23 protein-coding genes are annotated in these 26082 nt (G+C 69.3%); 16 read left to right on the top strand and 7 right to left on the bottom strand.

Annotation, left to right across the window (positions count from 1 at the left end; all coding sequences use genetic code 11):
- The coding region (locus ACNFOC_RS26375; RefSeq protein ID WP_416961560.1) for a RelA/SpoT family protein at window positions 1–2332 on the top strand (2332 nt) is incomplete at its 5' end.
- 69 nt (window positions 2333–2401) lie between these two features.
- Here the strand turns inward: ACNFOC_RS26375 and ACNFOC_RS26370 are convergent.
- Window positions 2402–3631, bottom strand: coding sequence for a DUF349 domain-containing protein (locus ACNFOC_RS26370; RefSeq protein ID WP_416961559.1), 1230 nt, complete (start codon window positions 3629–3631; stop codon window positions 2402–2404).
- A 135-nt stretch (window positions 3632–3766) separates the two neighbouring features.
- Window positions 3767–4588, bottom strand: coding sequence for a peptidylprolyl isomerase (locus ACNFOC_RS26365; RefSeq protein ID WP_416961558.1), 822 nt, complete (start codon window positions 4586–4588; stop codon window positions 3767–3769).
- A gap of 179 nt (window positions 4589–4767) precedes the next feature.
- Between ACNFOC_RS26365 and ACNFOC_RS26360 the strand changes: the two genes are divergently transcribed.
- Together ACNFOC_RS26360 and hisS are read left to right on the top strand one after the other, a co-directional pair.
- Window positions 4768–5478, top strand: a complete 711-nt coding sequence (locus ACNFOC_RS26360) for an MBL fold metallo-hydrolase (RefSeq protein WP_416961557.1) — start codon at window positions 4768–4770, stop codon at window positions 5476–5478.
- Window positions 5479–5489: 11 nt separating this feature from the next.
- Window positions 5490–6752, top strand: coding sequence for a histidine--tRNA ligase (gene hisS / locus ACNFOC_RS26355; protein ID WP_416961556.1), 1263 nt, complete (start codon window positions 5490–5492; stop codon window positions 6750–6752).
- Between the two features lie 175 nt (window positions 6753–6927).
- Here hisS and ACNFOC_RS26350 read toward each other — a convergent pair whose 3' ends face one another.
- From ACNFOC_RS26350 to ACNFOC_RS26335, 4 genes are read right to left on the bottom strand one after another with little or no spacing between them, the layout of a single operon-like run.
- Window positions 6928–7551, bottom strand: a complete 624-nt coding sequence (locus ACNFOC_RS26350; RefSeq protein ID WP_416961555.1) for a response regulator — start codon at window positions 7549–7551, stop codon at window positions 6928–6930.
- Complete coding sequence (locus ACNFOC_RS26345) at window positions 7548–8765, bottom strand: sensor histidine kinase (RefSeq protein WP_416961554.1); 1218 nt, start codon at window positions 8763–8765, stop codon at window positions 7548–7550. Before ACNFOC_RS26345 ends, ACNFOC_RS26350 begins: the two co-directional genes overlap by 4 nt.
- Complete coding sequence (locus tag ACNFOC_RS26340; RefSeq protein WP_416961553.1) at window positions 8762–9619, bottom strand: ABC transporter permease; 858 nt, start codon at window positions 9617–9619, stop codon at window positions 8762–8764. The genes ACNFOC_RS26345 and ACNFOC_RS26340 overlap by 4 nt, the downstream gene beginning before the upstream one ends.
- The gene (locus tag ACNFOC_RS26335) at window positions 9616–10482 is read right to left on the bottom strand and encodes an ABC transporter ATP-binding protein (protein ID WP_416961552.1); all 867 of its coding nucleotides are present in this window, start codon (window positions 10480–10482) and stop codon (window positions 9616–9618) included. Before ACNFOC_RS26335 ends, ACNFOC_RS26340 begins: the two co-directional genes overlap by 4 nt.
- Window positions 10483–10624: 142 nt before the next feature.
- Between ACNFOC_RS26335 and ACNFOC_RS26330 the strand changes: the two genes are divergently transcribed.
- From ACNFOC_RS26330 to rpsD, 3 genes are all read left to right on the top strand, one after another.
- Window positions 10625–11284, top strand: a complete 660-nt coding sequence (locus ACNFOC_RS26330; RefSeq protein WP_416961551.1) for a vitamin K epoxide reductase family protein — start codon at window positions 10625–10627, stop codon at window positions 11282–11284.
- Window positions 11285–11330: 46 nt separating this feature from the next.
- Entirely contained in the window at window positions 11331–12686 is a 1356-nt protein-coding gene (locus tag ACNFOC_RS26325; RefSeq protein WP_365308107.1) for a replication-associated recombination protein A, read from the top strand.
- Between the two features lie 300 nt (window positions 12687–12986).
- Complete coding sequence (gene rpsD, locus ACNFOC_RS26320; RefSeq protein ID WP_416961550.1) at window positions 12987–13601, top strand: 30S ribosomal protein S4; 615 nt, start codon at window positions 12987–12989, stop codon at window positions 13599–13601.
- 30 nt (window positions 13602–13631) lie between these two features.
- Here rpsD and ACNFOC_RS26315 read toward each other — a convergent pair whose 3' ends face one another.
- A complete protein-coding gene (locus tag ACNFOC_RS26315; RefSeq protein ID WP_416961549.1) occupies window positions 13632–15803 on the bottom strand; it encodes an ATP-binding protein in 2172 nt (723 codons plus the stop codon).
- 205 nt (window positions 15804–16008) lie between these two features.
- Between ACNFOC_RS26315 and ACNFOC_RS26310 the strand changes: the two genes are divergently transcribed.
- From ACNFOC_RS26310 to ACNFOC_RS26265, 10 genes are all read left to right on the top strand, one after another.
- Window positions 16009–16455 (top strand): DUF948 domain-containing protein, encoded by a 447-nt coding sequence (locus tag ACNFOC_RS26310; RefSeq protein ID WP_063744453.1) that lies wholly within the window; start codon window positions 16009–16011, stop codon window positions 16453–16455.
- 7 nt (window positions 16456–16462) lie between these two features.
- Window positions 16463–16822 (top strand): hypothetical protein, encoded by a 360-nt coding sequence (locus ACNFOC_RS26305; RefSeq protein WP_416961548.1) that lies wholly within the window; start codon window positions 16463–16465, stop codon window positions 16820–16822.
- Window positions 16822–19494 (top strand): alanine--tRNA ligase, encoded by a 2673-nt coding sequence (alaS, locus tag ACNFOC_RS26300; protein ID WP_416961547.1) that lies wholly within the window; start codon window positions 16822–16824, stop codon window positions 19492–19494. Before ACNFOC_RS26305 ends, alaS begins: the two co-directional genes overlap by 1 nt.
- Window positions 19495–19509: 15 nt before the next feature.
- Window positions 19510–19974 carry a Holliday junction resolvase RuvX gene (ruvX, locus tag ACNFOC_RS26295; RefSeq protein ID WP_416961546.1) on the top strand — a complete coding sequence of 155 codons (465 nt, stop codon included), beginning with the start codon at window positions 19510–19512 and terminating at the stop codon, window positions 19972–19974.
- Window positions 19975–20096: 122 nt separating this feature from the next.
- Window positions 20097–21836 carry an endolytic transglycosylase MltG gene (mltG, locus tag ACNFOC_RS26290; protein WP_416961563.1) on the top strand — a complete coding sequence of 580 codons (1740 nt, stop codon included), beginning with the start codon at window positions 20097–20099 and terminating at the stop codon, window positions 21834–21836.
- Window positions 21817–22656, top strand: a complete 840-nt coding sequence (locus ACNFOC_RS26285; protein WP_416961545.1) for a shikimate dehydrogenase — start codon at window positions 21817–21819, stop codon at window positions 22654–22656. Before mltG ends, ACNFOC_RS26285 begins: the two co-directional genes overlap by 20 nt.
- Before the next feature lie 328 nt (window positions 22657–22984).
- Window positions 22985–24169 (top strand): chorismate synthase, encoded by a 1185-nt coding sequence (gene aroC / locus ACNFOC_RS26280; protein WP_416961544.1) that lies wholly within the window; start codon window positions 22985–22987, stop codon window positions 24167–24169.
- 32 nt (window positions 24170–24201) lie between these two features.
- Entirely contained in the window at window positions 24202–24684 is a 483-nt protein-coding gene (locus tag ACNFOC_RS26275; RefSeq protein ID WP_416961562.1) for a shikimate kinase, read from the top strand.
- A complete protein-coding gene (gene aroB / locus ACNFOC_RS26270; protein WP_416961543.1) occupies window positions 24681–25772 on the top strand; it encodes a 3-dehydroquinate synthase in 1092 nt (363 codons plus the stop codon). The genes ACNFOC_RS26275 and aroB overlap by 4 nt, the downstream gene beginning before the upstream one ends.
- 166 nt (window positions 25773–25938) lie before the next feature.
- Window positions 25939–26082: Pro-rich N-terminal domain-containing protein (locus ACNFOC_RS26265; protein ID WP_416961561.1), on the top strand; the 144-nt coding region annotated here is incomplete at its 3' end.

The following is a 26082-nucleotide window of genomic DNA, read 5'->3' as shown; positions in this document are numbered from 1 at the left end:
TCCCACGGCCGGTCAGCCCGCCCGCTCCGGCGGAGGCTCCTCCAACCGCGTCCGCGCCCGCCTGGCCCGCCTCGGCGTCCAGCGCTCCAACCCGTACAACCCGGTCCTGGAGCCCCTGCTGCGGATAGTGCGCAGCAACGACCCGAAGATCGAGACGGCCACCCTCCGCCAGGTCGAGAGCGCCTATCAGGTCGCCGAGCGCTGGCACCGCGGCCAGAAGCGCAAGAGCGGCGACCCGTACATCACGCACCCGCTCGCCGTCACCACGATCCTCGCCGAACTGGGCATGGACCCGGCGACCCTCATGGCGGGCCTGCTGCACGACACCGTCGAGGACACCGAGTACGGCCTCGACCAGCTCCGCCGCGACTTCGGCGATTCCGTGGCCCTCCTCGTAGACGGCGTCACCAAGCTCGACAAGGTCAAGTTCGGCGAGGCCGCGCAGGCCGAGACCGTGCGCAAGATGGTCGTGGCCATGGCCAAGGACCCGCGCGTCCTGGTCATCAAGCTCGCCGACCGCCTGCACAACATGCGCACCATGCGCTACCTCAAGCGCGAGAAGCAGGAGAAGAAGGCGCGCGAGACCCTGGAGATCTACGCGCCGCTCGCCCACCGCCTGGGCATGAACACCATCAAGTGGGAACTGGAGGACCTCGCCTTCGCGATCCTCTACCCCAAGATGTACGACGAGATCGTCCGGCTGGTGGCCGAGCGGGCACCGAAGCGTGACGAGTACCTGGCCATAGTGACCGACGAGGTCCAGACCGACCTGCGCGCCGCCCGCATCAAGGCGACCGTCACCGGCCGCCCGAAGCACTACTACAGCGTCTACCAGAAGATGATCGTCCGCGGCCGCGACTTCGCGGAGATCTACGACCTGGTGGGCATCCGCGTCCTGGTGGACACCGTCCGCGACTGCTACGCGGCGCTCGGCACGGTGCACGCGCGATGGAACCCGGTCCCCGGCCGGTTCAAGGACTACATCGCGATGCCCAAGTTCAACATGTACCAGTCGCTGCACACGACAGTAATTGGCCCCAACGGCAAGCCGGTTGAGCTCCAGATCCGCACCTTCGACATGCACCGCCGTGCCGAGTACGGCATCGCCGCGCACTGGAAGTACAAGCAGGAGGCCGTCGCCGGCACCTCCAAGGTGCGCGCGGAGACGCCCAGGACCACCGGCAAGGACGACCACCTCAACGACATGGCGTGGCTGCGCCAGTTGCTCGACTGGCAGAAGGAGACCGAGGACCCGGGCGAGTTCCTGGAGTCCCTGCGCTTCGACCTGTCCCGCAACGAGGTCTTCGTCTTCACGCCCAAGGGCGACGTGATAGCGCTGCCGGCGGGCGCCACCCCGGTGGACTTCTCGTACGCGGTGCACACGGAGGTCGGCCACCGGACCATAGGGGCACGGGTCAACGGGCGTCTCGTACCGCTCGAATCCACCCTGGACAACGGCGACCTGGTGGAGGTCTTCACCTCCAAGGCACCCGGCGCGGGCCCCTCCCGCGACTGGCTCGGCTTCGTGAAGTCGCCGCGCGCCCGCAACAAGATCAGAGCCTGGTTCTCCAAGGAGCGCCGCGACGAGGCGATCGAGCAGGGCAAGGACGCCATCGCCCGCGCGATGCGCAAACAGAACCTGCCGATCCAGCGCATCCTCACCGGCGACTCCCTCGTCACGCTCGCGCACGAGATGCGCTACCCGGACATCTCCTCGCTGTACGCGGCGATCGGCGAGGGCCATGTCGCCGCGCAGAACGTCGTACAGAAGCTGGTGCAGGCGCTCGGTGGCGAGGAGGCGGCCACCGAGGAGATCGACGAGAGCGTGCCGCCGTCGACCGGCCGCGGCCGCAAGCGCCGGTCGAACGCCGACCCCGGTGTCGTCGTCAAGGGCGTCGACGACGTGTGGGTCAAACTGGCCCGCTGTTGTACGCCCGTCCCCGGTGACCCCATCATCGGTTTCGTCACGCGCGGTAGCGGTGTATCGGTTCACCGCAGCGACTGCGTCAACGTGGAGTCACTGTCCCGCGAACCCGAGCGCATCCTGGAAGTCGAGTGGGCGCCCACCCAGTCCTCGGTCTTCCTGGTCGCCATCCAGGTGGAGGCCCTGGACCGCTCCCGGCTCCTCTCGGACGTCACCCGCGTCCTGTCCGACCAGCACGTCAACATCCTCTCCGCGGCCGTCCAGACCTCCCGCGACCGCGTGGCCACCTCCCGCTTCACCTTCGAGATGGGCGACCCCAAGCACCTGGGACACGTCCTGAAGGCGGTCAGGGGCGTCGAGGGCGTCTACGACGTCTACCGGGTGACGTCGGCGCGCAACAAGACGTAGAACGTACGCAGAGGGGGCTCCCGTACGCGATGTACGGGAGCCCCCTCTCCATGCCTACGACTGCGACTGTCAGCCGCCGAACTCCTGGAGGCCCTTCAGGGCCTGCTCCAGCAGGGCCTGGCGGCCCTCCAGCTCGCGTTGCAGCTTGTCGGCGCGGGAGGTGTTGCCCTGGGCACGGGCCTGCTCGATCTGGCCCGTGAGCTTGTCCACCGCGGCCTGGAGCTGGCCGGTCAGACCCTCGGCACGCGCGCGTGCCTCCGGGTTCGTCCGGCGCCACTCGGTCTCCTCGGACTCCTGGAGGGCCCGCTCGATCGTGTGCATCCGGCCCTCGACCTTCGGGCGGGAGTCACGCGGCACATGGCCGATGGCCTCCCAGCGCTCGTTGATCGAGCGGAAGGCCGCGCGGGCCGCCTTCAGATCGGTGACCGGCAGGAGCTTCTCGGCCTCCTCGGCCAGCTCCTCCTTGAGCTTCAGGTTCTCCGTCTGCTCGGCGTCCCGCTCGGCGAAGACCGAGCTGCGGGCGGCGAAGAAGACGTCCTGGGCACCGCGGAAGCGGTTCCACAGATCGTCCTCGTGCTCGCGCTGGGCGCGGCCCGCCGCCTTCCAGTCCGCCATCAGCTCGCGGTAGCGCGCGGCCGTGGGACCCCAGTCCGTCGAGGCCGACAGACCCTCGGCCTCGGCGACCAGCTTCTCCTTGGTCTTGCGGGCCTCCTCGCGCTGCGCGTCCAGCGACGCGAAGTGCGCCTTGCGGCGCTTGGAGAAGGCCGACCGGGCGTGCGAGAAGCGGTGCCACAGCTCGTCGTCCGACTTGCGGTCCAGGCGCGGCAGACCCTTCCAGGTGTCCACCAGCGCGCGCAGCCGCTCACCGGCCGCCCGCCACTGGTCGGACTGCGCCAGCTCCTCCGCCTCGACGACCAGCGCCTCCTTGGAGTGCCGGGCCTCGTCGGACTGCTTGGCGCGCTGCTGCTTGCGCTCCTCGCGGCGCGCCTCGACGGTCTCCACGAGCTTGTCGAGCCGGACCCCGAGTGCCGCCAGGTCGCCCACCGCGTGGTGGGCGTCGACCTGCTCACGGAGATGGTCGACGGCGGCCTGCGCGTCCTTCGCCGACAGGTCGGTGGTCTTCACGCGCTTCTCGAGGAGGCCGATCTCGACAACCAGGCCTTCGTACTTGCGCTCGAAGTAGGCCAGCGCCTCCTCGGGGGAGCCGGCCTGCCAGGAACCGACGACCTGCTCGCCGTCGGCCGTACGCACGTACACGGTCCCCGTCTCGTCGACGCGTCCCCACGGGTCGCTGCTCACAGCGCCTCCTCCACATGATGCCTGCACAGGGCCTCTGTGCCCCCGGGCATCGTCCACAGTTTCGTCACGGCCAACATAGGCGACCGGCGGGTTGCCTGTCCGCATCCCGCGCGACCGAAATTTCGCTGTTGACGGTCAGGATTTCGTGACGGTCGCCTTGTTGATCACGACCGTCGCGTTCGGTGCTCCGTCGCCCGCGCCCGTGCTCTCACCAGCGGCCGCGATCTTGTTCAGGACCTTCATCCCGGAGGCCGAGATGGTACCGAACGGGGTGTAGCTCGCCGGGAGCGTGCTGTCCTTGTAGACCAGGAAGAACTGGCTGCCGCCGGTGTGCGCCTGACCGGTGTTGGCCATCGCGATCGTGCCCGCCGGGTAGATCCCGCCCTTGAGGCTGGTGTCCTTCAGGTTCTCGTCCGGGATCGTGTAGCCGGGGCCGCCGCTGCCCGCGCCCGTCGGGTCGCCGCACTGGAGCACGTAGATGCCGCTGGTGGTGAGCCGGTGGCACTTCGTGTGGTCGAAGAAGCCCTTGCTCGCGAGGAAGCTGAACGAGTTCACCGTGTGCGGCGCGGCCGACGTCTTCAGCGCGATGTCGATGTCACCGCAGGTCGTCGCCAGCTTCATCGTGTACTTCGCCGACTTGTCGATCGTGACCGCCGGCTCCTTCTTCCACGTCTCCGTCTTGATCTTGCCCGCCGCGGGCTTCGCGCACGGGTCCGGCGCCTTGCTCGTCGCCGAGGCGCTGGGCGTCACGTCCGCGCTCGCGTTGGACTTGTCGTCGTCGCCCTTCAGGACGCCGGTCGTGTACAGCGCGACGCTGCCGATCACGATCACGCCGAGCACCGACGCGATCACCGAGTTGCGCATACGCGCCTTGCGTCGAGCGGACGTACGCCGCTGCTGCTGCCGCAAGAACTTCTCCCGCGCGAGCTGCCGCTTCCGCTGTTCCTGGGTGACCACCGGATTCTCTCCTCATGCGTCTCGTACGTCGACTGGGACGCGTGCGTCTTGTGAGCCGACCGCCTGCGTGTGCCCCGTACCGTATATGGGTTCGCTGAGGATTCGGCAGCGCCGGTAGGCTCTGACCACTGACGCAGGGATCCTTATCCCCTCCCGTATCGACACAACGAAGGACGATCGTGCTCATTGCCGGGTTCCCCGCCGGGGCCTGGGGGACGAACTGTTATCTCGTCGCCCCCGCCGCCGGTGAGGAGTGCGTGATCATCGACCCGGGCCATCAGGCCGCCCAGGGAGTCGAGGAAGCGCTCAGGAAGCATCGGCTCAAGCCCGTCGCGGTCGTCCTCACCCATGGCCACATCGACCATGTGGCCTCGGTCGTCCCGGTGTGCGGCGCGCACGACGTGCCGGCCTGGATCCACCCCGAGGACCGGTTCATGATGAGCGATCCCGAGAAGGCGCTCGGCCGCTCGATCGGGATGCCGCTGATGGGCGAGCTGACCGTGGGGGAGCCGGACGACGTCAGGGAGCTGACCGACGGCGCGCGGCTCGCGCTCGCGGGACTGGAGTTCTCGGTCGCGCACGCGCCGGGCCATACGAAGGGGTCGGTGACGTTCCAGATGCCCGAGACCACGGAGATCCCCTCCGTGTTCTTCTCCGGGGATCTGCTCTTCGCCGGCTCCATCGGACGCACCGACCTGCCCGGCGGCTCCCACGCCGAGATCCTCGACTCGCTGGCCCGTGTGTGCCTGCCGCTCGACGACTCGACCGTGGTGCTGTCCGGCCACGGCCCCCAGACGACCATCGGCCAGGAGCGCGCCACCAACCCGTATCTGCGGGAGGTGGCCTCCGGCCAGGGAGCTGACGTGAAGGCTCCCCGACGAGGAATGTGACGAGAACTTTCGTGAGCACCTTTCAGGCCCCCAAGGGCACGTACGACCTGATTCCGCCGGAGTCGGCCAAGTACCTCGCCGTACGCGAGGCGATCGCCGCCCCGCTGCGCAACTCCGGCTACGGCTACATCGAGACGCCCGGCTTCGAGAACGTCGAGCTCTTCGCGCGCGGTGTCGGTGAGTCCACCGACATCGTGACCAAGGAGATGTACACCTTCGAGACCAAGGGCGGCTCCCAGCTCGCCCTGCGCCCCGAAGGCACAGCCTCCGTACTGCGCGCGGCACTTGAGGCCAACCTGCACAAGCTCGGCAACCTGCCGGTGAAGCTCTGGTACTCGGGCTCCTACTACCGCTACGAGCGCCCCCAGAAGGGCCGTTACCGCCACTTCTCCCAGGTCGGCGCCGAGGCGATCGGTGCCGAGGACCCGGCGCTGGACGCCGAGTTGATCATCCTGGCGGACCAGGCGTACCGCTCCCTGGGCCTGCGGGGCTTCCGCATCATCCTCAACAGCCTGGGCGACAAGGAGTGCCGTCCGGTCTACCGGGAGGCGCTGCAGAATTTCCTCCGGGGCCTGGACCTCGACGAGGAGACGCTCCGCCGCGCGGACATCAACCCGCTCCGGGTCCTCGACGACAAACGCCCCGATGTCCAGAAGCAGTTGACGGACGCCCCGCTGCTCCGCGACTACCTGTGCGACGCGTGCAAGGCGTACCACGAGGAGGTCCGCGAGCTCATCACGGCCGCGGGCGTCGTCTTCGAGGACGACCCGAAGCTCGTCCGAGGCCTGGACTACTACACCCGTACGACCTTCGAGTTCGTCCACGACGGTCTGGGTGCCCAGTCCGCTGTGGGCGGCGGCGGCCGTTACGACGGCCTGTCCGAGATGATCGGCGGGCCCGCGCTGCCCTCCGTGGGCTGGGCGTTGGGCGTCGACCGTACGGTCCTCGCCCTGGAGGCGGAGGGCGTCGAGCTCGAACTCCCCGCGTCCACCAGCGTGTTCGCGGTCCCGTTGAGCGAGGAGGCCCGCCGGGTCCTCTTCACCAAGGTGACCGAACTGCGCAAGCTGGGCATCGCGGCGGACTTCTCCTACGGCTCCAAGGGTCTCAAGGGCGCGATGAAGAGCGCCAACCGGAGCGGGGCCCGCTACGCGGTCATCGCCGGCGAGCGTGATCTCGCCGAGGGTGTCGTGCAGTTGAAGGACATGGAGTCCGGTGATCAGACGGCGGTCGGCGTGAACGAGATCGTGGCGGAGCTGGAGTCGAAGCTGGGCTGAGGCCTGGATTTTCGCCCCCGCCGCCCCTACCCGTCCCATCCTTCTGGGGCTCCGCCCCAGACCCCGCTCCTCAAACCCCGGAGGGGCTGAATACCCAGCCGGTCCGGCGTTTGAGGACGAGGCCGTTCAGGCCGTCCAGGGATGGGACGGGTAGGGGCGGCGGGGGCGAGAAACCTCAGTCCAGCAACCCGTACCGCATCGCACTCGTCACGGCGGCCGTGCGATCGTCGACGCCCAACTTGCCGAAGACCCGCAGGAGATGGGTCTTCACGGTCGACTCCCCGATGTACAACCGCCGCCCGATCTCCGCGTTCGTGCACCCCTCCGCCACCAACCGCAACACCGCGGTCTCCCGGTCCGACAACCGAGGACGCTCCGGCTTCGTCCGCAACTGGTCCACCAGCCGCGCAGCCACAGAGGGCGCCAACACCGTCTCGCCCCGCGCAGCGGCCCGAACCGCGTCCGCCAGCTCGCCCCGGGGCAGATCCTTCAGCAGGTAGCCGGCCGCGCCCGCCTCGACGGCCCGCAGGATGTCCCGGTCCGTCTCGTACGTCGTGAGGACGATCACCCGGCACGGCAACCCGGCCGCGCTCATCCGCACGATGGAGTCGACGCCTCCACCGCCCGGCATACGCAGGTCCATCAGCACGATGTCCGGCCTCAACTCGGCCGCCAGCGCCTCCGCCTGTGGCCCACTGGACGCGTCGGCGATGACGTCGAGGTCCGGTTCGGCGCTGAGCATCGCGCGCAGGCCCTCCCGTACGACGGGATGGTCGTCGGCCAGGATGATCCGGATCATTGAGAACTCCTCAGCGGCGATACAGGTGATGCGGGCGATACCGGCAGCCGTACCGTCACCGTCGTCCCCTCGCCCGCCGCGCTCCGCACCATCGCCGTCCCGCCCACCTCGGCCGCCCGGGTCCGCAGCCCCGCCAGACCGTAGCCGCCGGACACCGCGCCCGGGTCGAAACCGCACCCGTCGTCCCGTACCGACACGGTGAGTTGCTCGTCGGCGTACGCCAGCGCGAGGCTCACCTTCACCGAACTCCCCGCGTGCTTGCGGGCGTTGGCGAGCGCCTCCTGGCAGGAGCGCAGGGCCACGACCTCCGGACCGGCGGGCAACGCACGTACCGGGCCGGTGACTTGGAGCGTCGCGTCGTGGCGGGCGGCGAGCCGGCGTAGGGCGTCGGGGAGGGACGCGTCCTCCAGGTCGGCCGGTGTGCCGCCGGTGACCAGGGCGCGGGCCTCGGCCAGATTCTGACGGGCCGTCTCGTCCATCAGGGCCAAGTGGCGGCGGGCCTGCGGCAGATCGTCGTCCAACTCGGCCTCCACCGCCTGGATCAGCATCAGCAGGCTGGTGAAGCCCTGGGCGAGGGTGTCGTGGATCTCGCGGGCCATACGCTCCCGTTCGGCCAACGCGCCGTGCGCCGACGACAGTCGGGAGACCTCGTGGCGGCTGGCGTCCAGTTCGGCTATCAACTCGGCGCGCTCCTGGCTCTGTTCGATGACGCGGATGATCCAGGTGCCGAGGGCCATCGAGAAGACCAGGGTGACCACCGCGAAGACCGAATTGAAGAACACGTCCTGCGCGCTCGGCCACCACAGCAGCGTCCAGCCGATCACGGGCACGATGTTGATGACGGTCACCGCGATCAGCGCCCAGCGCAGCCGCAGCACCATGAAGCAGGGCGGGACGAGGGCGAAGGCCAGCAGCCGGGTCTCGCCGACCAGGACCGCGGAGGGCAGGAAGAGTGCCATCTCCGCGATGAGGTAGCCGACCGCCCGGCGTTCGTCCGGTGGGTCGCCTTGCAGGACCGGGCGACCCACCCAGACGTAGAGCGGGATCAGCGGGACGAGCAGCGCGGCCGCCGTGACGCGTACCGGCCACCCCGGATGGCTCGTGCCGAGCACGAACACCAGGGTGGCCAGCCAGATCAGGGCGAAGTACGTGTCCCAGAGCCGGAACGAGCGGTCCCAGGTGTACGAACCCGTCGCCCCGTGCGGAGCGGTCATCCGTCGCGCCGGTTCTTCCACCGGAAGGTCAGCAGACACAGCAGCAATCCTCCGACGCACCACGCCCCGAGCACCAGCGCGATCTTCCCGAACTCCCAGCTCCCGGCCTGCTCCAGGACCTGCGCCGACGAGGGCAGGAACACCCCGCGCAGCCCCTGGCACATCCACTTCAGCGGGAACAGGGCACCGATGTTGAGCATCCAGTCCGGAATGGTGTCGATGGAGATGTACACCCCGGAGATGAACTGAAGGACCAGGAAGGGGAGTACGACCACGGAGGTCGCGCTCTTCCCGGACTTCGGGATCGAGCTGACCGCGATGCCGAGCAGCGCGCAGGCCGTCAGACCGAGCACGAAGATCCATCCGAAGTCCAGCCACTTCACCGCGGACGAGGGCAGATCCACGTCGTAGAGCGTGGTGCCGACGAGGAGCAGGATCGCCGTCTCCATCAGGCCCGTGACCAGAACCAGCCAGATCTTGCCGAGGAAGTACGCGGCCGGCGGCATCGGAGTGCCGCGCAGCCGGCGCAGCACCTTCTCGTCGCGTTCGATCGCGATCGAGATGCCGAGGGACTGGAAACTCGTCGACATGATGCCGGCGGCCATCATGGCCGGGACGTAGAGCTGGGAGGCGTTGATGCCCGCGCCCCGGACGTCGTCCTTGAAGATCGACGCGAACAGGAACAGGAAGACGACCGGGAAGGCGAAGGTGAACACCACCTGGTCGCGTTGCCGGAAGAACTGTTTGAGCTCAAGCGACCCGCGCCGCAGCCCGAGTCCCCAGGCGCCGGGCAGTCGGTCCCCGGAGGTCGTCGTCCGATCCCGTACGGCGGTCGTGCTCGTGGTCGTGCTCATCGCGCGTCCTCCTGTCCGGTCAGGCGGAGGTACACGTCCTCCAGGGTGGGGCGGCTGACCAGCAGCCCGGGGATCTCGCCGTCGAAGCGGTGCATGAGCTCGGCTACGACCTTGGTCGGAGTGTCCGTGTGCTCCGCGCGCGGGGTGCCGTCCGGCTCCGTCCACTCGACGGTGGCTCCGGTGCCGTGGCGCTCGCGCAGGGTGGCCGGTTCGCCCTCGGCGACCACGCGGCCCTTGGCGACGATGGCGAGGCGGTCGGCGAGGTTCTCCGCCTCCTCCAGGTAGTGGGTGGTGAGGAGGATGGTGGTGCCCTCGTCGGCGAGCTTGCGGATCAGGTCCCAGAACTGGCGCCGGGCCGCCGGGTCGAAACCGGTCGTCGGCTCGTCCAGGAGCAGGAGATCGGGGCCGCCTATCACCCCGAGGGCCACGTCGAGACGCCTGCGCTGGCCACCCGACAGGGCCTTGATGCGGCTGTCCACCTTGGCCTCCAGACCCACCAGGCCGATGACCTCCTCGGGGTCGCGCGGGCGGGGGTAGTAGCGCGCGAAGTGCCGTACGGTCTCGCCGACCGTCAACTCGGCGGGTGCCGATTCGTCCTGCCAGACGATCCCGACCCGCGAACGCCACGCGCGTGTGCCCGTCGCCGGGTCCGAGCCGAGCACCGAGACCTCGCCGGCGTCCCGGCCGCGGTTGCCCTGGAGGATCTCGACCGTGGTGCTCTTGCCCGCCCCATTGGGTCCGAGCAGGCCGAACACCTCTCCCGTGCGGATCTCCAGGTCGATTCCGTCGACGGCGGTCACGTCCCCGTACTGCTTGCGCAGCCCCCGCACATCCACTGCGAGTTCGTTCGCCTGTGTTGTCATGCCACGAGCATCGTCCGGAATCGAGCGCTCAGGGACGACCGTGCGTCCTTCCTTATGTCCATCGAACGGTGGACAGAGGTGTGCGTGCGGCACAATGGCCCTGCCCGAAGAATGTCCAACTCTCAAGTGACGGATCGGCGTGATGAGCAAGACGACAGTGAAGGACGACGTCTCCACCGACTCCGAACCGGAGCACACGGCCACGGAGCCGCGCACGGTGGGCAGCAGCCGGGCCTTCGCCCTGCTGCTGGTGATCACCGGAGCGGCCGGACTGCTCGCCGCCTGGGTCATCACGTTCGACAAGTTCAAGATCCTCGAAGGCAAGCTCGCCGGGAAGACGTTCACCCCGAGCTGCAGCATCAACCCGATCGTCTCCTGCGGCAGCGTGATGGAGAGCAAGCAGGCCGCGGCCTTCGGCTTCCCGAACCCGATGCTCGGCCTGGTCTGCTACGGCATCGTCATCTGCGTCGGCGTCAGCCTGCTGACCCGGGTCCAGTTCCCGCGCTGGTACTGGCTGACCTTCAACTTCGGCACGCTCTTCGGAGTGGCCTTCTGCACCTGGCTTCAGTTCCAGTCGCTGTACCGGATCAACGCGCTGTGCCTGTGGTGCTCGCTGGCCTGGGTCGCCACGATCACCATGTTCTGGTACGTCACCTCGTTCAACATCCGCAACGACTTCCTGAAGGCCCCGCGCCCGGTGAAGAACTTCCTGGGCGAGTTCACCTGGGTCCTCCCGGTCACCCACGTCGGCATCATCGCGATGCTGATCCTGACCCGCTGGGGCACCCAGCTCTGGGCGTAACCCGGGCCAGACCGGATTGTCAGTGCGGTGACATAGGGTTTTGGACGTGGAGCCCGACCTTTTCACCGCCGCAGCCGAAGAACGCCAGGAGAAGGACCCGTCCAGCAGTCCCCTGGCGGTGCGGATGCGCCCGCGCACCCTCGACGAGGTCGTGGGCCAGCAGCACCTGCTGAAGCCGGGCTCGCCCCTGCGCAGACTCGTCGGCGAGGGGGCGGGCGGCCCGGCCGGACCCTCCTCGGTGATCCTCTGGGGCCCGCCCGGCACCGGCAAGACGACCCTCGCCTACGTCGTCTCCAAGGCCACCAACAAGCGGTTCGTGGAGCTCTCCGCGATCACCGCCGGGGTCAAGGAGGTCCGCGCGGTCATCGACGGCGCCCGCCGCGCCACCGGAGGCTTCGGCAAGGAGACCGTCCTCTTCCTCGACGAGATCCACCGCTTCAGCAAGGCCCAGCAGGACTCCCTGCTCCCGGCCGTCGAGAACCGCTGGATCACCCTGATCGCGGCGACCACGGAGAACCCGTACTTCTCGGTGATCTCCCCGCTGCTGTCCCGCTCCCTCCTCCTCACCCTCGAACCCCTCACGGACGACGACCTGCGCGCCCTGATCCGCCGGGCCCTGAGCGACGAGCGCGGCCTGAAGGACGCGGTCACCCTCCCCGAGGACAGCGAGAACCACCTGCTGCGCATCGCCGGCGGCGACGCCCGCCGCGCGCTGACCGCCCTGGAGGCCGCCGCCGGGGCCGCCCTCGACAAGGGCGAGCCGGACATCACCCTCCAGACCCTGGAGGAGACCGTCGACCGGGCCGCGGTGAAATACGACCGCGACGGCGACCAGCACTACGACGTGGCCAGCGCCCTCATCAAGTCCATCCGGGGCTCCGACGTCGACGCGGCCCTGCACTACCTGGCCCGCATGATCGAGGCCGGCGAGGACCCCCGCTTCATCGCCCGCCGCCTGATGATCTCGGCGAGCGAGGACATCGGCCTGGCCGATCCCAACGCGCTGCCGATCGCGGTCGCCGCCGCCCAGGCCGTAGCGATGATCGGCTTCCCGGAGGCCGCCCTCACCCTCAGCCACGCCACCATCGCCCTCGCCCTGGCACCCAAGTCGAACGCGGCGACCACGGCGATCGGCGCCGCCATGGAGGACGTACGCAAGGGGCACGCGGGCCCGGTACCGATGCACCTGCGGGACGGGCACTACAAGGGCGCGGCCAAGCTGGGGCACGCGCAGGGGTACGTCTACCCGCACGACCTCCCGGAGGGCATCGCCGAGCAGCAGTACGCCCCGGAGGAGCTGAAGGACCGTACGTACTACGAACCGACCCGGCACGGAGCCGAGGCCCGGTACGCGGACGCGGTGGAGTGGACCAGGAAACGCCTCGGTCGAAAGCGGTCCTGAGCACCCTGTAGAATCCTGCGCAGTGCTGCGTCCCGTGTTCGACTCCGGTCGGCGCCTCAGGCGGGACATCCAGCCGGATCTTTTGATCCAGGAGCGTCGCGCACCTTCGTAGGTGTCGCGGGCAGCCCACCACCACCCGGAGTTCCGGGACCGGTCGGTGGGCCGTTCGTGTGCTGCACGTATGTGCCCAGACCAGGGGAACGGCTGCCTGACAAGTCCCTCGGGACCTGACGGGATTTCCCCGGCTGCGGATGCGACCTCCCGTAACCCTGAGGCAGCCGAAGAGAAAAAGGATAAGAAGTGGCGAATCAGTCCCGCCCCAAGGTCAAGAAGTCGCGTGCCCTCGGCATCGCGCTGACCCCGAAGGCCGTCAAGTACTTCGAGGCCCGTCCCTACCCGCCGGGTGAGCACGGTCGTGGCCGCAAGCAGAACTCGGACTACAAGGTCCGTCTGCTGGAGAAGCAGCGTCTGCGCGCGCAGTACGACGTGTCCGAGCGCCAGCTCGTCCGCGCCTACGAGCGTGCCGCCAAGACGCAGGGCAAGACCGGTGAGGCTCTGGTCATCGAGCTGGAGCGTCGTCTCGACGCCCTGGTTCTGCGTTCGGGCATCGCCCGCACGATCTACCAGGCCCGCCAGATGGTCGTCCACGGCCACATCGAGGTCAACGGCCAGAAGGTCGACAAGCCGTCCTTCCGCGTCAAGCCGGACGACGTCGTCATGGTCCGCGAGCGCAGCCGCAGCAAGACGCTGTTCGAGGTCTCCCGCGCCGGTGGCTTCGCCCCCGACGGCGAGACCCCGCGCTACCTCCAGGTGAACCTCGGCGCCCTGGCGTTCCGCCTGGACCGCGAGCCGAACCGCAAGGAGATCCCGGTGATCTGCGACGAGCAGCTCGTCGTCGAGTACTACGCCCGCTGATCACTCAACGGACGTAGCACCACCTGCGTGTCAGCCCGCTGTCTCCCCGCCCTTCCGGGTGGGCGAGGCGGCGGGCTTTCGCATGTCCACGCTCACCGTCGCGGGCCGCACCGGGCCGCGCGGCACCGGTACGGCGTCGAGCGTCCGCTCCTGCCCCAGCGCCCGTGACACGGCGGCCTCCCGGCCCAGCAGCGCCCCTTCCCGTACGCACTCCTCGTACCGCTCGTCGCCGAGGCGCTCGCGGGCCATCGCCTCGCACAGCTCGTGCGGCGCGTTGTAGTACGCCGAGCCGAACAGCGGCAGCCCCACCGACGGCCACATCCCGGCCGCCGCGCCCTGGAGCAGCGCGGCCTCGGCGGCATCGCCCTCCGCGACCGTGACCAGGGCCAGCAGCTCGACCGCGAGCACCGAGCCCAGCAGATCGCGGAAGCCGTGGGCACTGGCCAGGCAGTCCGCCAACAGGTCGCGCGCGAGCGGGAGTTCGCCGTCGCTCCAGGCGACGTAGGCCAGGACGTACAGCGCGTACGCCCGGGTCCACCGCTCGCCGTGGTCGTCGCACACCCGCCGGACGTCCTCGCACAGCTTCACCGCGTCCGCGAGATCGCCCTGGAACGCCCGGGTCATCGCCAACTCGACCTGGCCCATCAGCACATTGCTGTTCAGCTCGCCGATCTGCTGATAGCGGTCGAGCGCCGAGCGCAGCAGGGTCTCCGCGCGCGGCATGTCGTCCGTGACCAACGCCAGGCAGCCGGTGCGGTGTTCGGCGTACGCGACCGCCGTGGGGTTCGCCGCCTCGTCCGCCTCCTCGCGGCACTCCTGGAGCGCGGCCAGCGCGGGCACGGTGTCGCCCTGGAGGATCGCCACATAGCCGAGCACCCACAGGGCCTTCAGCCTCGACTGGTCGTTGGCCGTGTCCTCGGCGTCCAGCTGCACGGCCTGCTCCAGCCAGTGCCGGCCCTCCGCGAGACGCCCGCAGCCCGCCCAGTAGAACCACAGGGAGCCCGCGAGGTACTGGCCCAGATGCGTCTCGTCCGGCTCGGTCAGGCAGTACTCCAGGGCGCCGCGCAGATTCGGCAGCTCCGCCTCGACCCGCGCGGCGACCTCGCCCTGGCGCGGCGAGAACCAGTCCAACTCGCACCAGGTGGCCAGCCCCAGATACCAGTCGCGGTGTCTGCGCCGCAGCCGGGCCGCGTCCCCGGTCGCCTCCAGCCAGTCGGCGCCGTAGGCCCGGATCGTGTCGAGCATCCGGTAGCGCACACCCGTCGCCGTCTCCTCGCGGACGACCACGGACTGCGCGAGCAGTTCGGAGAGCACGTCGAGGACGCGGTCCGAGTGCAGTCCGTCGCCGCCGCACACGTACTCGGCGGCCTCTAAATCGAAGCGCCCGGCGAACACCGACAGCCGCGCCCACAGCAACCGCTCCTCGGGCGTGCACAGTTCATGGCTCCAGCCGATCGCCGTCCGCAGCGTCTGGTGCCGGGGCAGCGCGTCCCGCCGCCCGCCGGCCAGCAGCCGGAACCGGTCGTCGAACCGCGCGAGCAACTCCCCGGGTGACAACGCCCGCAGCCGCCCCGCCGCCAGCTCGACGGCGAGCGGAATCCCGTCGAGCCGCCGGCACAACTCCCGTACGTCCGGGTCGTTCTCATCGAGGGCGACCCCTTGCTGCGCGGCCCGGTCGGCGAACAGTTCCACCGCCTCGTCCTCGCCCAACGGAGCGACCGCCACCACCCGTTCACCCGCCAGCTCCAACGGCCGACGCCCCACCGCGAGCACCCGCAGCCCCGGCACCCGCCCGAGCAACTCGGCCACCAGCGAGGCACACACCTCCACGAGATGCTCGAACCCGTCCAGCACCAACAGCAGTTGATGATCCGTCAGGTGCGCGAGCAGCGCCTCGCGCGGCAACCGCGCGGTGTGATCCGTGAGCCCCAGCGCCTCTACGACCGCGAAGTCCACGAGTTCCGGGTCGCGCACCGGTGCCAGCTCCACCCGCCACACCCCGCCCGGGGGCGCGGACCGGGCCGCCGCGTGGGCCGCGAGCCGTGACTTGCCGACTCCGCCGGGCCCGGTCACCGTGACCAGACGCGAGACGCCGAGCGCCCGCTCCAGCTCGGTGAGTTCAGCCGAGCGGCCCACGAACCGGTCGGGTTCGAGGGGCAGATTGCCGTCCGCGGTGGCGTCGCCGTCATGGGAAGCTCGCATGGGACACGGAGCGTACTGAACCGTATTCAGTCCGTACAATCGCTTCGCCCAACTCCACTGCGCGCGGGGCGGTAATGCGGTACGGGGCGCCGCCCCCGGCGCGATAGGCTCGGGCCCGGTTATCCACAGGTGTTTACGGGGCGCCGCCTCCGGCGCGATAGGCTCGGACGAGTCATCAACAGGTGTTTATGAGAGCGGGTGTCAGGTGTCCGGTGGAGAGGTGGCCGGGATCCTGGTGGCCGTCTTCTGGGCGATCCTGGTCTCGTTCCTCGCCGTCGCACTGGTGAGGCTGGCCCAGACGCTCAAGGCGACCACCAAGCTGGTCGCGGACGTGACCGATCAGGCCGTGCCGCTGCTGGCCGATGCCTCCGCGGCGGTGCGCTCCGCGCAGACCCAGATCGACCGGGTCGACGCGATCGCCACCGACGTCCAGGAAGTCACCTCGAACGCCTCCGCACTGTCCACCACCGTCGCCTCCACCTTCGGCGGGCCCCTCGTCAAGGTCGCGGCCTTCGGCTACGGCGTCCGCCGGGCCCTGGGCGGCCGCCGCGAGGACGTGCCCGCGCCGTCCGGGGCGTCCCGTCGTACGGTGATCGTGGGCCGTACCGTCCCGGCCGGACGGCGGGGCAAGCGCACCCGGAAGAAGGACTGACCGAGCGATGTTCCGCCGTACGTTCTGGTTCGGCACGGGCGTAGCCGCCGGTGTCTGGGCGACCACCAAGGTCAATCGCAAGCTGAAGCAGCTGACCCCCGAGCACCTCGCCGTCTCCGCGGCCAACAAGGCGCTCGAAGCGGGCCACAAGCTCAAGGACAGCGCGGTGCACTTCGCGCTCGACGTCCGCGCGGGCATGGCCCAGCGCGAGGCCGAACTCGGTGACGCGCTGGGGATCAACGCCCCGGTCGACCCCGAACTCCCGGCGCCCCGGCAGCACATCGCCATCGAGAACCGCAACACCCCCATGTCCGTCGAAAGAAACGACAGGACGACGTACTCGTACAACCGGAATGAGGACCACTGATGGAGTCGGCTGAAATCCGCCGCCGCTGGCTGAGCTTCTACGAGGAGCGCGGCCACACCGTCGTCCCCTCGGCGTCGCTCATCGCGGACGACCCGACTCTGCTCCTGGTCCCCGCCGGCATGGTCCCCTTCAAGCCGTACTTCCTCGGCGAGGTCAAGCCGCCGTGGCCGCGCGCCACCAGCGTGCAGAAGTGCGTGCGCACGCCCGACATCGAAGAGGTCGGCAAGACCACCCGGCACGGCACGTTCTTCCAGATGTGCGGCAACTTCTCCTTCGGCGACTACTTCAAGGAAGGCGCCATCACCTACGCCTGGGAGCTGCTCACCTCGCCCCAGGACAAGGGTGGTTACGGTCTCGACCCCGAGCGCCTGTGGATCACGGTCTACCTCGACGACGACGAGGCGGAGACCATCTGGCGCGACAAGATCGGCGTCCCCTCCGAGCGCATCCAGCGCCTCGGCAAGAAGGACAACTACTGGTCGATGGGCGTCCCGGGTCCGTGTGGCCCGTGTTCCGAGATCAACTACGACCGCGGTCCCGAGTTCGGCGTCGAGGGCGGCCCCGCCGTCAACGACGAGCGGTACGTGGAGATCTGGAACCTCGTCTTCATGCAGTACGAGCGCGGCGAGGGCATCGGCAAGGAGGACTTCGAGATCCTCGGCGAGCTGCCCAGCAAGAACATCGACACGGGCCTCGGCCTGGAGCGCCTCGCGATGATCCTGCAAGGCGTGCAGAACATGTACGAGATCGACACCTCCATGGCCGTCATCAAGAAGGCCACCGAGCTGACCGGTGTCGAGTACGGCGACTCGCACGAATCGGACGTCTCCCTGCGCGTGGTCACCGACCACATGCGGACGTCCGTGATGCTCATCGGCGACGGCGTGACCCCCGGCAACGAGGGCCGCGGTTATGTCCTGCGCCGCATCATGCGCCGCGCCATCCGCAACATGCGGCTGCTCGGCGCCACGGGTCTGGTCGTCAAGGACCTCATCGACACCGTCATCGCGATGATGGGCCAGCAGTACCCCGAGCTCGTCACCGACCGCCAGCGCATCGAGACCGTGGCCCTCGCCGAGGAGGCCGCCTTCGTCAAGACGCTGAAGGCCGGCACCAACATCCTCGACACCGCCATCGCCGACACCAAGCAGTCCGGCGGCAAGGTCCTCGCCGGCGACAAGGCGTTCCTGCTCCACGACACCTGGGGCTTCCCGATCGACCTCACCCTCGAAATGGCCGCCGAACAGGGCCTTTCCGTGGACGAGGACGGCTTCCGGCGCCTGATGAAGCAGCAGCGCGACCAGGCCAAGGCCGACGCGCAGGCCAAGAAGACCGGCCACGCGGGTGTCGGCGCCTACCGCGCGATCGCCGACAAGGCCGGCGAGACCGACTTCATCGGCTACTCGGACACCCAGGGCGAGTCCACCATCGTCGGCATCCTCGTCGACGGCGTCTCCTCCCCGGCCGCGACCGAGGGCGACGAGGTCGAGATCGTCCTCGACCGCACCCCGTTCTACGCCGAGGGCGGCGGCCAGATCGGCGACACCGGCCGCATCAAGGTCGAGTCCGGTGCCGTGATCGAGATCCGCGACTGCCAGAAGCCGGTCCCGGGCGTCTACGTCCACAAGGGCGTCGTCCAGTACGGCGAGGTCACCGTCGGTGCCAAGGCCGAGGCCGCGATCGACATCCGCCGCCGCACCGCCATCGCCCGCGCCCACTCGGCCACCCACCTCACCCACCAGGCGCTGCGTGACGCGCTGGGTCCGACGGCCGCGCAGGCCGGTTCCGAGAACCAGCCGGGCCGCTTCCGCTTCGACTTCGGATCGCCGTCCGCGGTTCCCACGGCCGTGATGACCGACGTCGAGCAGAAGATCAACGAGGTGCTCGCCCGCGACCTGGACGTGCACGCCGAGATCCTCAGCCTCGACGAGGCCAAGAAGCAGGGCGCCATCGCCGAGTTCGGCGAGAAGTACGGCGAGCGGGTCCGCGTCGTGACCATCGGCGACTTCTCCAAGGAGCTGTGCGGCGGCACCCACGTCCACAACACCTCGCAGCTCGGCCTGGTCAAGCTGCTCGGCGAGTCGTCGATCGGCTCCGGAGTCCGCCGTATCGAAGCGCTCGTCGGTGTCGACGCCTACAACTTCCTCGCCCGTGAGCACACGGTCGTCGCCCAGCTCCAGGAGCTGATCAAGGGGCGCCCGGAGGAGCTTCCGGAGAAGGTCTCCGCCATGCTCGGCAAGCTGAAGGACGCCGAGAAGGAGATCGAGAAGTTCCGCGCCGAGAAGGTGTTGCAGGCCGCGGCCGGTCTCGTCGAGTCCGCCAAGGACGTGCACGGGATCGCGCTGGTCACCGGCCAGGTGCCGGACGGCACGAGCGCCGACGACCTGCGCAAGCTGGTCCTCGACGTGCGCGGCCGTATCCAGGGCGGACGCGCCGCCGTGGTCGCGCTGTTCACGGTCAACAACGGCAAGCCGCTGACGGTCATCGCCACCAACGAAGCCGCCCGCGAGCGCGGTCTCAAGGCCGGCGACCTCGTCCGTGCGGCCGCCAAGACCCTCGGCGGCGGCGGTGGCGGCAAGCCGGACGTGGCCCAGGGCGGTGGCCAGAACCCGGCCGCCGTCGGTGAAGCCGTGGACGCTGTCGAGCGCCTCGTCGCCGACACGGCCAAGTAAGAAACGGCCGCGGACATGCGAAGAGGACGTCGACTCGCGATCGACGTCGGGGACGCCCGGATCGGGGTCGCCTCGTGCGACCCCGACGGGATCCTCGCCACTCCCGTCGAGACGGTCCCCGGCCGCGACATCCCGGCGGCACACCGCCGGCTGAAGCAACTCGCCGAGGAGTACGAACCGATCGAAGTCGTCGTCGGTCTCCCGCGCTCGCTCAAGGGGGGCGAGGGACCGGCCGCGGTGAAGGTCCGGGCCTTCGCCCAGGAACTCGCGAAGGGCATCGCCCCGGTACCGGTCAGACTGTTGGACGAACGGATGACCACGGTGACGGCCAGTCAGGGACTGCGCGCCTCAGGGGTGAAGTCCAAGAAGGGCCGATCGGTCATCGATCAGGCGGCAGCTGTCGTTATTCTGCAGCAGGCCCTGGAATCCGAACGGGTGTCAGGTAAAGCACCCGGCGAGGGCGTCGAAGTGGTCATCTGATCGCGATACGGTAACGTTCCGCGCGATGTGATGGTGTTCGAACAGCCATGGCACAGCAAGAGGCGGGACGGAAGCCGGAGCCGCAAGCGCCGCGACCGCCGCCTCGCGGCTCTAGGGGATCGATGACTGAGTATGGCCGGGGCCCAGGCTCCGAACCGTGGCATCCGGAGGACCCGTTGTTCGGGGACGTCGGATGGGAAGGACAGCAGGCCCAGTCGGGGCAGCAGTCCTCCTACGGCGGCCAGCCGCAGCACTATCCGGAACAGCCGCAGCAGCCGCAGCAGTACGGCGACTGGGGCCACGGCCAGCAGGCCGACTACGGTCAGGCGCAGCAGCAGTACCAGGTCTACGACGAACAGGGCAACCCGCAGTACCCCGGCCAGCAGCAGTGGGCGGACCAGCAGCAGTACGCCGATCAGAGCCATCAGCAGTACGCCGGTCAGCAGCAGCAATATCAGCAGGGCGGCTGGGACGGCACCGGTGCGCCCGCTCAGGTTCCGTACGTCGCGGATCCCGGCGACCCGTACGGACAGCAGGCCGCCGCCTATGGCGAACAGCAGCCCGATTTCTACGGCACGCCCGACGCGTACCCGCCGCCGGAACCGCCCGGCAAGCGCCGTACGGAACCCGAACCGGAGCAGACCGACTGGGACCCGGGACCCGATCAGGGCGAACACGCGTTCTTCGCGGGCGGCGATGACGACGACGCCGACGACGACGATCCGGGGGATGGGCGCGGACGCGGTGACCGGCGGGGCAAGGGCGGCAAAGGCGGCAAGGAGAAGAAGCGCCGCAACGGCTGCGCCTGCCTGGTCGTCGTCCTGGTGTTCGGCGGCGGCCTGGCCGGCGTCAGCTACTTCGGCTGGCAGTTCTACCAGGATCGTTTCGGCACGGCCCCCGACTACGCGGGCGACGGCACCGGATCGGTGAGCGTCACCATCCCCAAGGGGGCGGGCGGCTACACCATCGGCCAGGAGCTGAAGAAACAGGGCGTCGTGAAGAGCGTCGACGCGTTCGTCGCCGCCCAGTCGCAGAATCCCGACGGGAAGAAGATCCAGGCGGGCGTCTTTCTGCTGAAGAAGGAAATGTCCGCCGCGGCCGCCGTCAAGCTGATGCTCGACCCCAAGAGCCAGGACAATCTGATCGTCCCCACGGGCTGGCGGAACACCAAGATCTACGCGGCGATCGACAAGAAACTCCAGCTTTCCGACGGCACCACCAAGGCCGTCGCCAAGAAGGACTACAAGTCGTTCGGGCTGCCCAGTTGGGCGAACAACAACAAGGACATCAAGGACCCGCTGGAAGGCTTCCTCTACCCCGGCACGTACGGCGCCGCCAAGGGCATGAAACCCGAGACGGTCCTTAAACAGATGGTCGCCCAGGCCAGCGACAAATACGGCGCGATCGACCTCGAGGCGAAAGCCAAGGCGCTCAATCTGGACAACCCGTTGCAGGTCATCACGGTCGCGAGCCTCGTCCAGGCCGAAGGCAAGACGCACGAGGACTTCCGCAAGATGGCCGAAGTGGTCTACAACCGTCTCAAGACCACGAACACCGAGACCAACCGGTACCTGCAATTCGACTCGACCTTCAATTACCTGAAGGGCCAGAGCAACATCCACATCAGCGAGTCCGAGATCAACAGCAACAAGGACCCGTACAACACCTACACCCAAAAGGGCTTGCCGCCCGGTCCCATCGACAATCCCGGTGACGAAGCTCTGGCAGCGGCGCTGAATCCGACCCGAGACGGCTGGATCTACTTCGTGGCGACCGACGGCGAGAACAAGACCGAATTCGCCAAGACGTACGCCGAATTCCAGGCACTCAAGGAAAAGTTCAATGCCAGTTCGGGCAACTGACGCCCGCCGTGCCGCCGTGCTCGGTTCCCCTATCGCCCATTCCCTCTCCCCGGTGCTGCATCGCGCGGCATACGGGGAGCTGGGACTCGACCACTGGTCGTACGACCGCTTCGACGTCGACGAGGCGGCCCTGCCGGGGTTCTTCGAGAACCTCGGCCAGGAGTGGGCGGGCCTGTCGCTGACCATGCCGCTGAAGCGGGCGGTGATACCGCTGCTCGACGAGATCAGCGAGACCGCCGCCTCGGTGGACGCGGTCAACACCGTCGTCCTCACGGAGGACGGCCGACGCGTCGGCGACAACACCGACATCCCTGGCATGGTCGCCGCCCTCCGCGAACACGGCATCGAACAGGTCGACTCCGCCGCGATCCTCGGCTCCGGCGCCACCGCCTCCTCCGCCCTCGCCGCCCTCGCCCGCGTCTGCACCGGCGAGGTCGTCGCGTACGTCCGCAGCGAGGCCCGCGCGGCGGAGATGCGGCAGTGGGGCGAGCGGCTGGACGTGGAGGTACGCACGGCGGACTGGGCAGACGCGGCGGAGGGCCTGCGCGCCCCCCTGGTCTTCGCGACCACCCCCGCCGGCACCACGGACACCCTCTCCTCCGCCGTACCGGAACGCCCCGCCACCCTCTTCGACGTCCTCTACGACCCCTGGCCCACCGACCTCGCGGCCCGCTGGTCCGGCTACGGCGGCGCTGTCGTCAGCGGCCTCGACCTGCTGGTGCATCAGGCGGTGCTCCAGGTGGAACAGATGACGGGCTGTCGGCCCGCGCCGGTGGAGGCGATGCGGAGGGCTGGGGAGAAGGCGCTGGCGGATCGGTGAAGGCGTTGGCGGATCGGTGAGGCGGATCCGGCGGGCGAAGAGGGGCAGCCGAGAAGCCGCCGCCCGACCGCTCGTCCGGCTCCCGTGAGGCGTCCAAGCACGCGTCGACCGACCCCTGACCTCGTCCCGCCACAGCGAGGCGAGAAGGCTCCGCCCGACCGCTGACCCCGGCACCTCGCGTCCGCTCCCTGGACCGTCGGCCAGGTCCATGCCCCGAACGTGGGAGGATCGGGGGCGGCGGGCCAGGGCCGCGCACCCGGTCATGCCGTCGCCGTACGCGAGGACGCGCGTACGCAGCAGCACCAGGGCGCGAGCATGAGGAGCACCGTTGAGCAGGTTGCGCTGGCTGACCGCGGGGGAGTCCCACGGTCCCGCACTCGTGGCGACGCTGGAGGGTCTTCCCGCCGGTGTGCCGATCACCACGGAGATGGTGGCGGACCACTTGGCCCGGCGTCGGCTCGGTTATGGACGTGGTGCGCGGATGAAGTTCGAGCGTGACGAGGTCACCTTCCTCGGCGGTGTCCGGCACGGTCTCACGCTCGGTTCGCCGGTTGCGATCATGGTGGGGAATACGGAGTGGCCCAAGTGGGAGCAGGTGATGGCGGCGGACCCGGTCGATCCGGAGATCCTGGCTGGGCTGGCGCGTAATGCTCCGCTGACCCGCCCGCGTCCCGGGCATGCCGATCTTGCGGGGATGCAGAAGTACGGGTTCGATGAGGCGCGTCCGATCCTGGAGCGTGCCTCGGCGCGGGAGACGGCGGCCCGGGTGGCGCTGGGTGCGGTGGCGCGGTCGTACATCAAGGAGACGGCCGGGATCGAGATCGTCTCGCACGTCGTGGAGTTGGCTTCGGCGAAGGCGCCGCAGGGTGTGCTGCCGACGCCGGCCGATGTCGAGAGGCTCGACGCGGATCCGGTGCGCTGCCTGGACGCGGATGCGTCGAAGGCGATGGTTGCGGAGATCGATCAGGCTCACAAGGACGGCGACACCCTGGGTGGGGTCGTCGAGATCCTCGCCTACGGGGTTCCCGTCGGCCTCGGTTCGCACGTGCACTGGGACCGCAAGCTGGACGCCCGCCTCGCCGGTGCCCTCATGGGGATCCAGGCGATCAAGGGTGTCGAGATCGGCGACGGCTTCGAGTTGGCGCGGGTGCCGGGTTCGTTGGCGCACGACGAGATCGTGAACACCGGTGAGGGTATTCGGCGGGTGTCCGGGCGTTCCGGTGGTACCGAGGGTGGTCTGTCCACGGGTGAGCTGCTGCGGGTGCGGGCGGCGATGAAGCCGATCGCGACCGTGCCGCGTGCTCTGCAGACGGTGGACGTGGTGACCGGTGAGGCCACGCAGGCTCACCACCAGCGTTCCGACGTGTCGGCGGTTCCGGCGGCCGGGATTGTCGCGGAGGCGATGGTCGCGTTGGTTCTGGCGGATGCGGTGGCGGAGAAGTTCGGTGGTGACTCGGTGCCCGAGACGCGCCGTAACGTCCGTTCGTACCTTGAGAACCTGGCGATCCGGTGACCGCGGCCCCGCTGGTCGTCCTGGTCGGTCCCATGGGTGTGGGCAAGTCGACGGTCGGGCAGCAGCTCGCCGAGCGGCTCGGTGTCGGCTACCGGGACACCGATGACGACATCGTGGCCGCCGAGGGACGCAGCATCGCGGAGATCTTCGTCGACGAGGGTGAGCCGGTGTTCCGGGCGATCGAGAAGCGTGCCGTGCAGCAGGCGCTGGCCGGGCACGAGGGTGTCCTCGCGCTGGGCGGGGGCTCGATCCTCGACGCGGACACGCGGGCGCTGCTCGCCGGGCATCGGGTCGTCTACCTGTCCATGGACGTGGACGAGGCGGTCAAGCGCACCGGCCTGAACGCGGCCCGTCCGCTGCTGGCCATCAACCCGCGCAAGCAGTGGCGTGAACTGATGGAAGCCAGGCGGCACTTGTATGCCGAGGTCGCGCAGGCCGTCGTAGCCACCGATGGCCGCACCCCTGAGGACGTCACCCAAGCCGTCCTGGACGCACTGGAGTTGAAGGAAGCATGAGCGAGTCAGTGACGCGGATCCAGGTCGGCGGCACGGCGGGCAGTGACCCGTACGAGGTTCTGGTGGGCCGTCAACTCCTGGGTGAGCTGGGTGGGTTGATCGGTGACCGGGTCAAGCGGGTCGCGGTCGTCCACCCCGAGGCGCTCGCCGAGACGGGTGAGGCGCTGCGTGCGGACCTGGCCGGGCAGGGCTTCGAGGCTGTCGCCATCCAGGTGCCCAACGCGGAGGAGGCCAAGACCGCCGAGGTCGCCGCCTACTGCTGGAAGGCGCTGGGCCAGTCCGGTTTCACCCGCTCCGACGTCATCGTCGGCGTCGGCGGCGGTTCCACCACCGACCTGGCCGGATTCGTCGCCGCGACCTGGCTGCGCGGGGTCCGCTGGATCGCCGTCCCGACGACGGTGCTCGCCATGGTCGACGCGGCCGTCGGCGGCAAGACCGGCATCAACACCGCCGAGGGCAAGAACCTCGTCGGCTCCTTCCACCCGCCGGCCGGCGTGCTCTGCGACCTCGCCGCGCTGGACTCCCTCCCGGTCAACGACTACGTCTCCGGGCTCGCCGAGATCATCAAGGCCGGCTTCATCGCCGACCCGGCGATCCTCGACCTCATCGAGTCCGACCCGCAGGCCGCCCGCACCCCGGCGGGACCGCACACCGCCGAGCTGATCGAACGCTCCATCAAGGTCAAGGCCGAGGTCGTCTCCGCCGACCTCAAGGAGTCGGGCCTGCGCGAGATCCTCAACTACGGCCACACCCTCGCGCACGCCATCGAGAAGAACGAGCGCTACAAGTGGCGCCACGGCGCCGCGGTGGCCGTAGGCATGCACTTCGCGGCCGAACTCGGCCGTCTCGCGGGCCGGTTGGACGACGCGACGGCCGACCGGCACCGCACGGTCCTCGAATCGGTGGGCCTGCCACTCAGCTACCGCTACGACCAATGGCCCAAGCTGCTGGAGACCATGAAGGTCGACAAGAAGTCCCGCGGCGACCTGCTCCGCTTCATCGTCCTCGACGGCCTCGCCAAACCGACGGTCCTGGAGGGCCCCGACCCGGCCGTCCTGCTCGCCGCGTACGGCGAAGTGGGTGAGTAAGTACCGCCAAGCCCCTTCCGCCCGAATTGCCTTGCGCGGACGGGCACTTCGGCCACTCCCCGGCCGTTCACCAAATGGCGGCCGGGGAAGGTACCGTTCGGTAGGGAGCGGGGGTTCGGGCCCGCTGCCAGCGCCAATTGCCTTGTACGAGACGGAGTGGCACCGGATGCAGCACGCAGTGGGGTCTCCGCTGCCGCCGCCCCACCAGCCGGGGCAGGGACCGACCACCGGTTGGTCCCCGGCCGGACAACACTCGGGTCCGCACCATCCGGGCCCGGCACCCGTGCCACCCCCGCCACCGGCCCCGGGC

The organism is Streptomyces colwelliae (assembly GCF_048158785.1).
Classification (GTDB): domain Bacteria; phylum Actinomycetota; class Actinomycetes; order Streptomycetales; family Streptomycetaceae; genus Streptomyces.
This window is presented reverse-complemented; position numbering and strand designations above follow the sequence as displayed.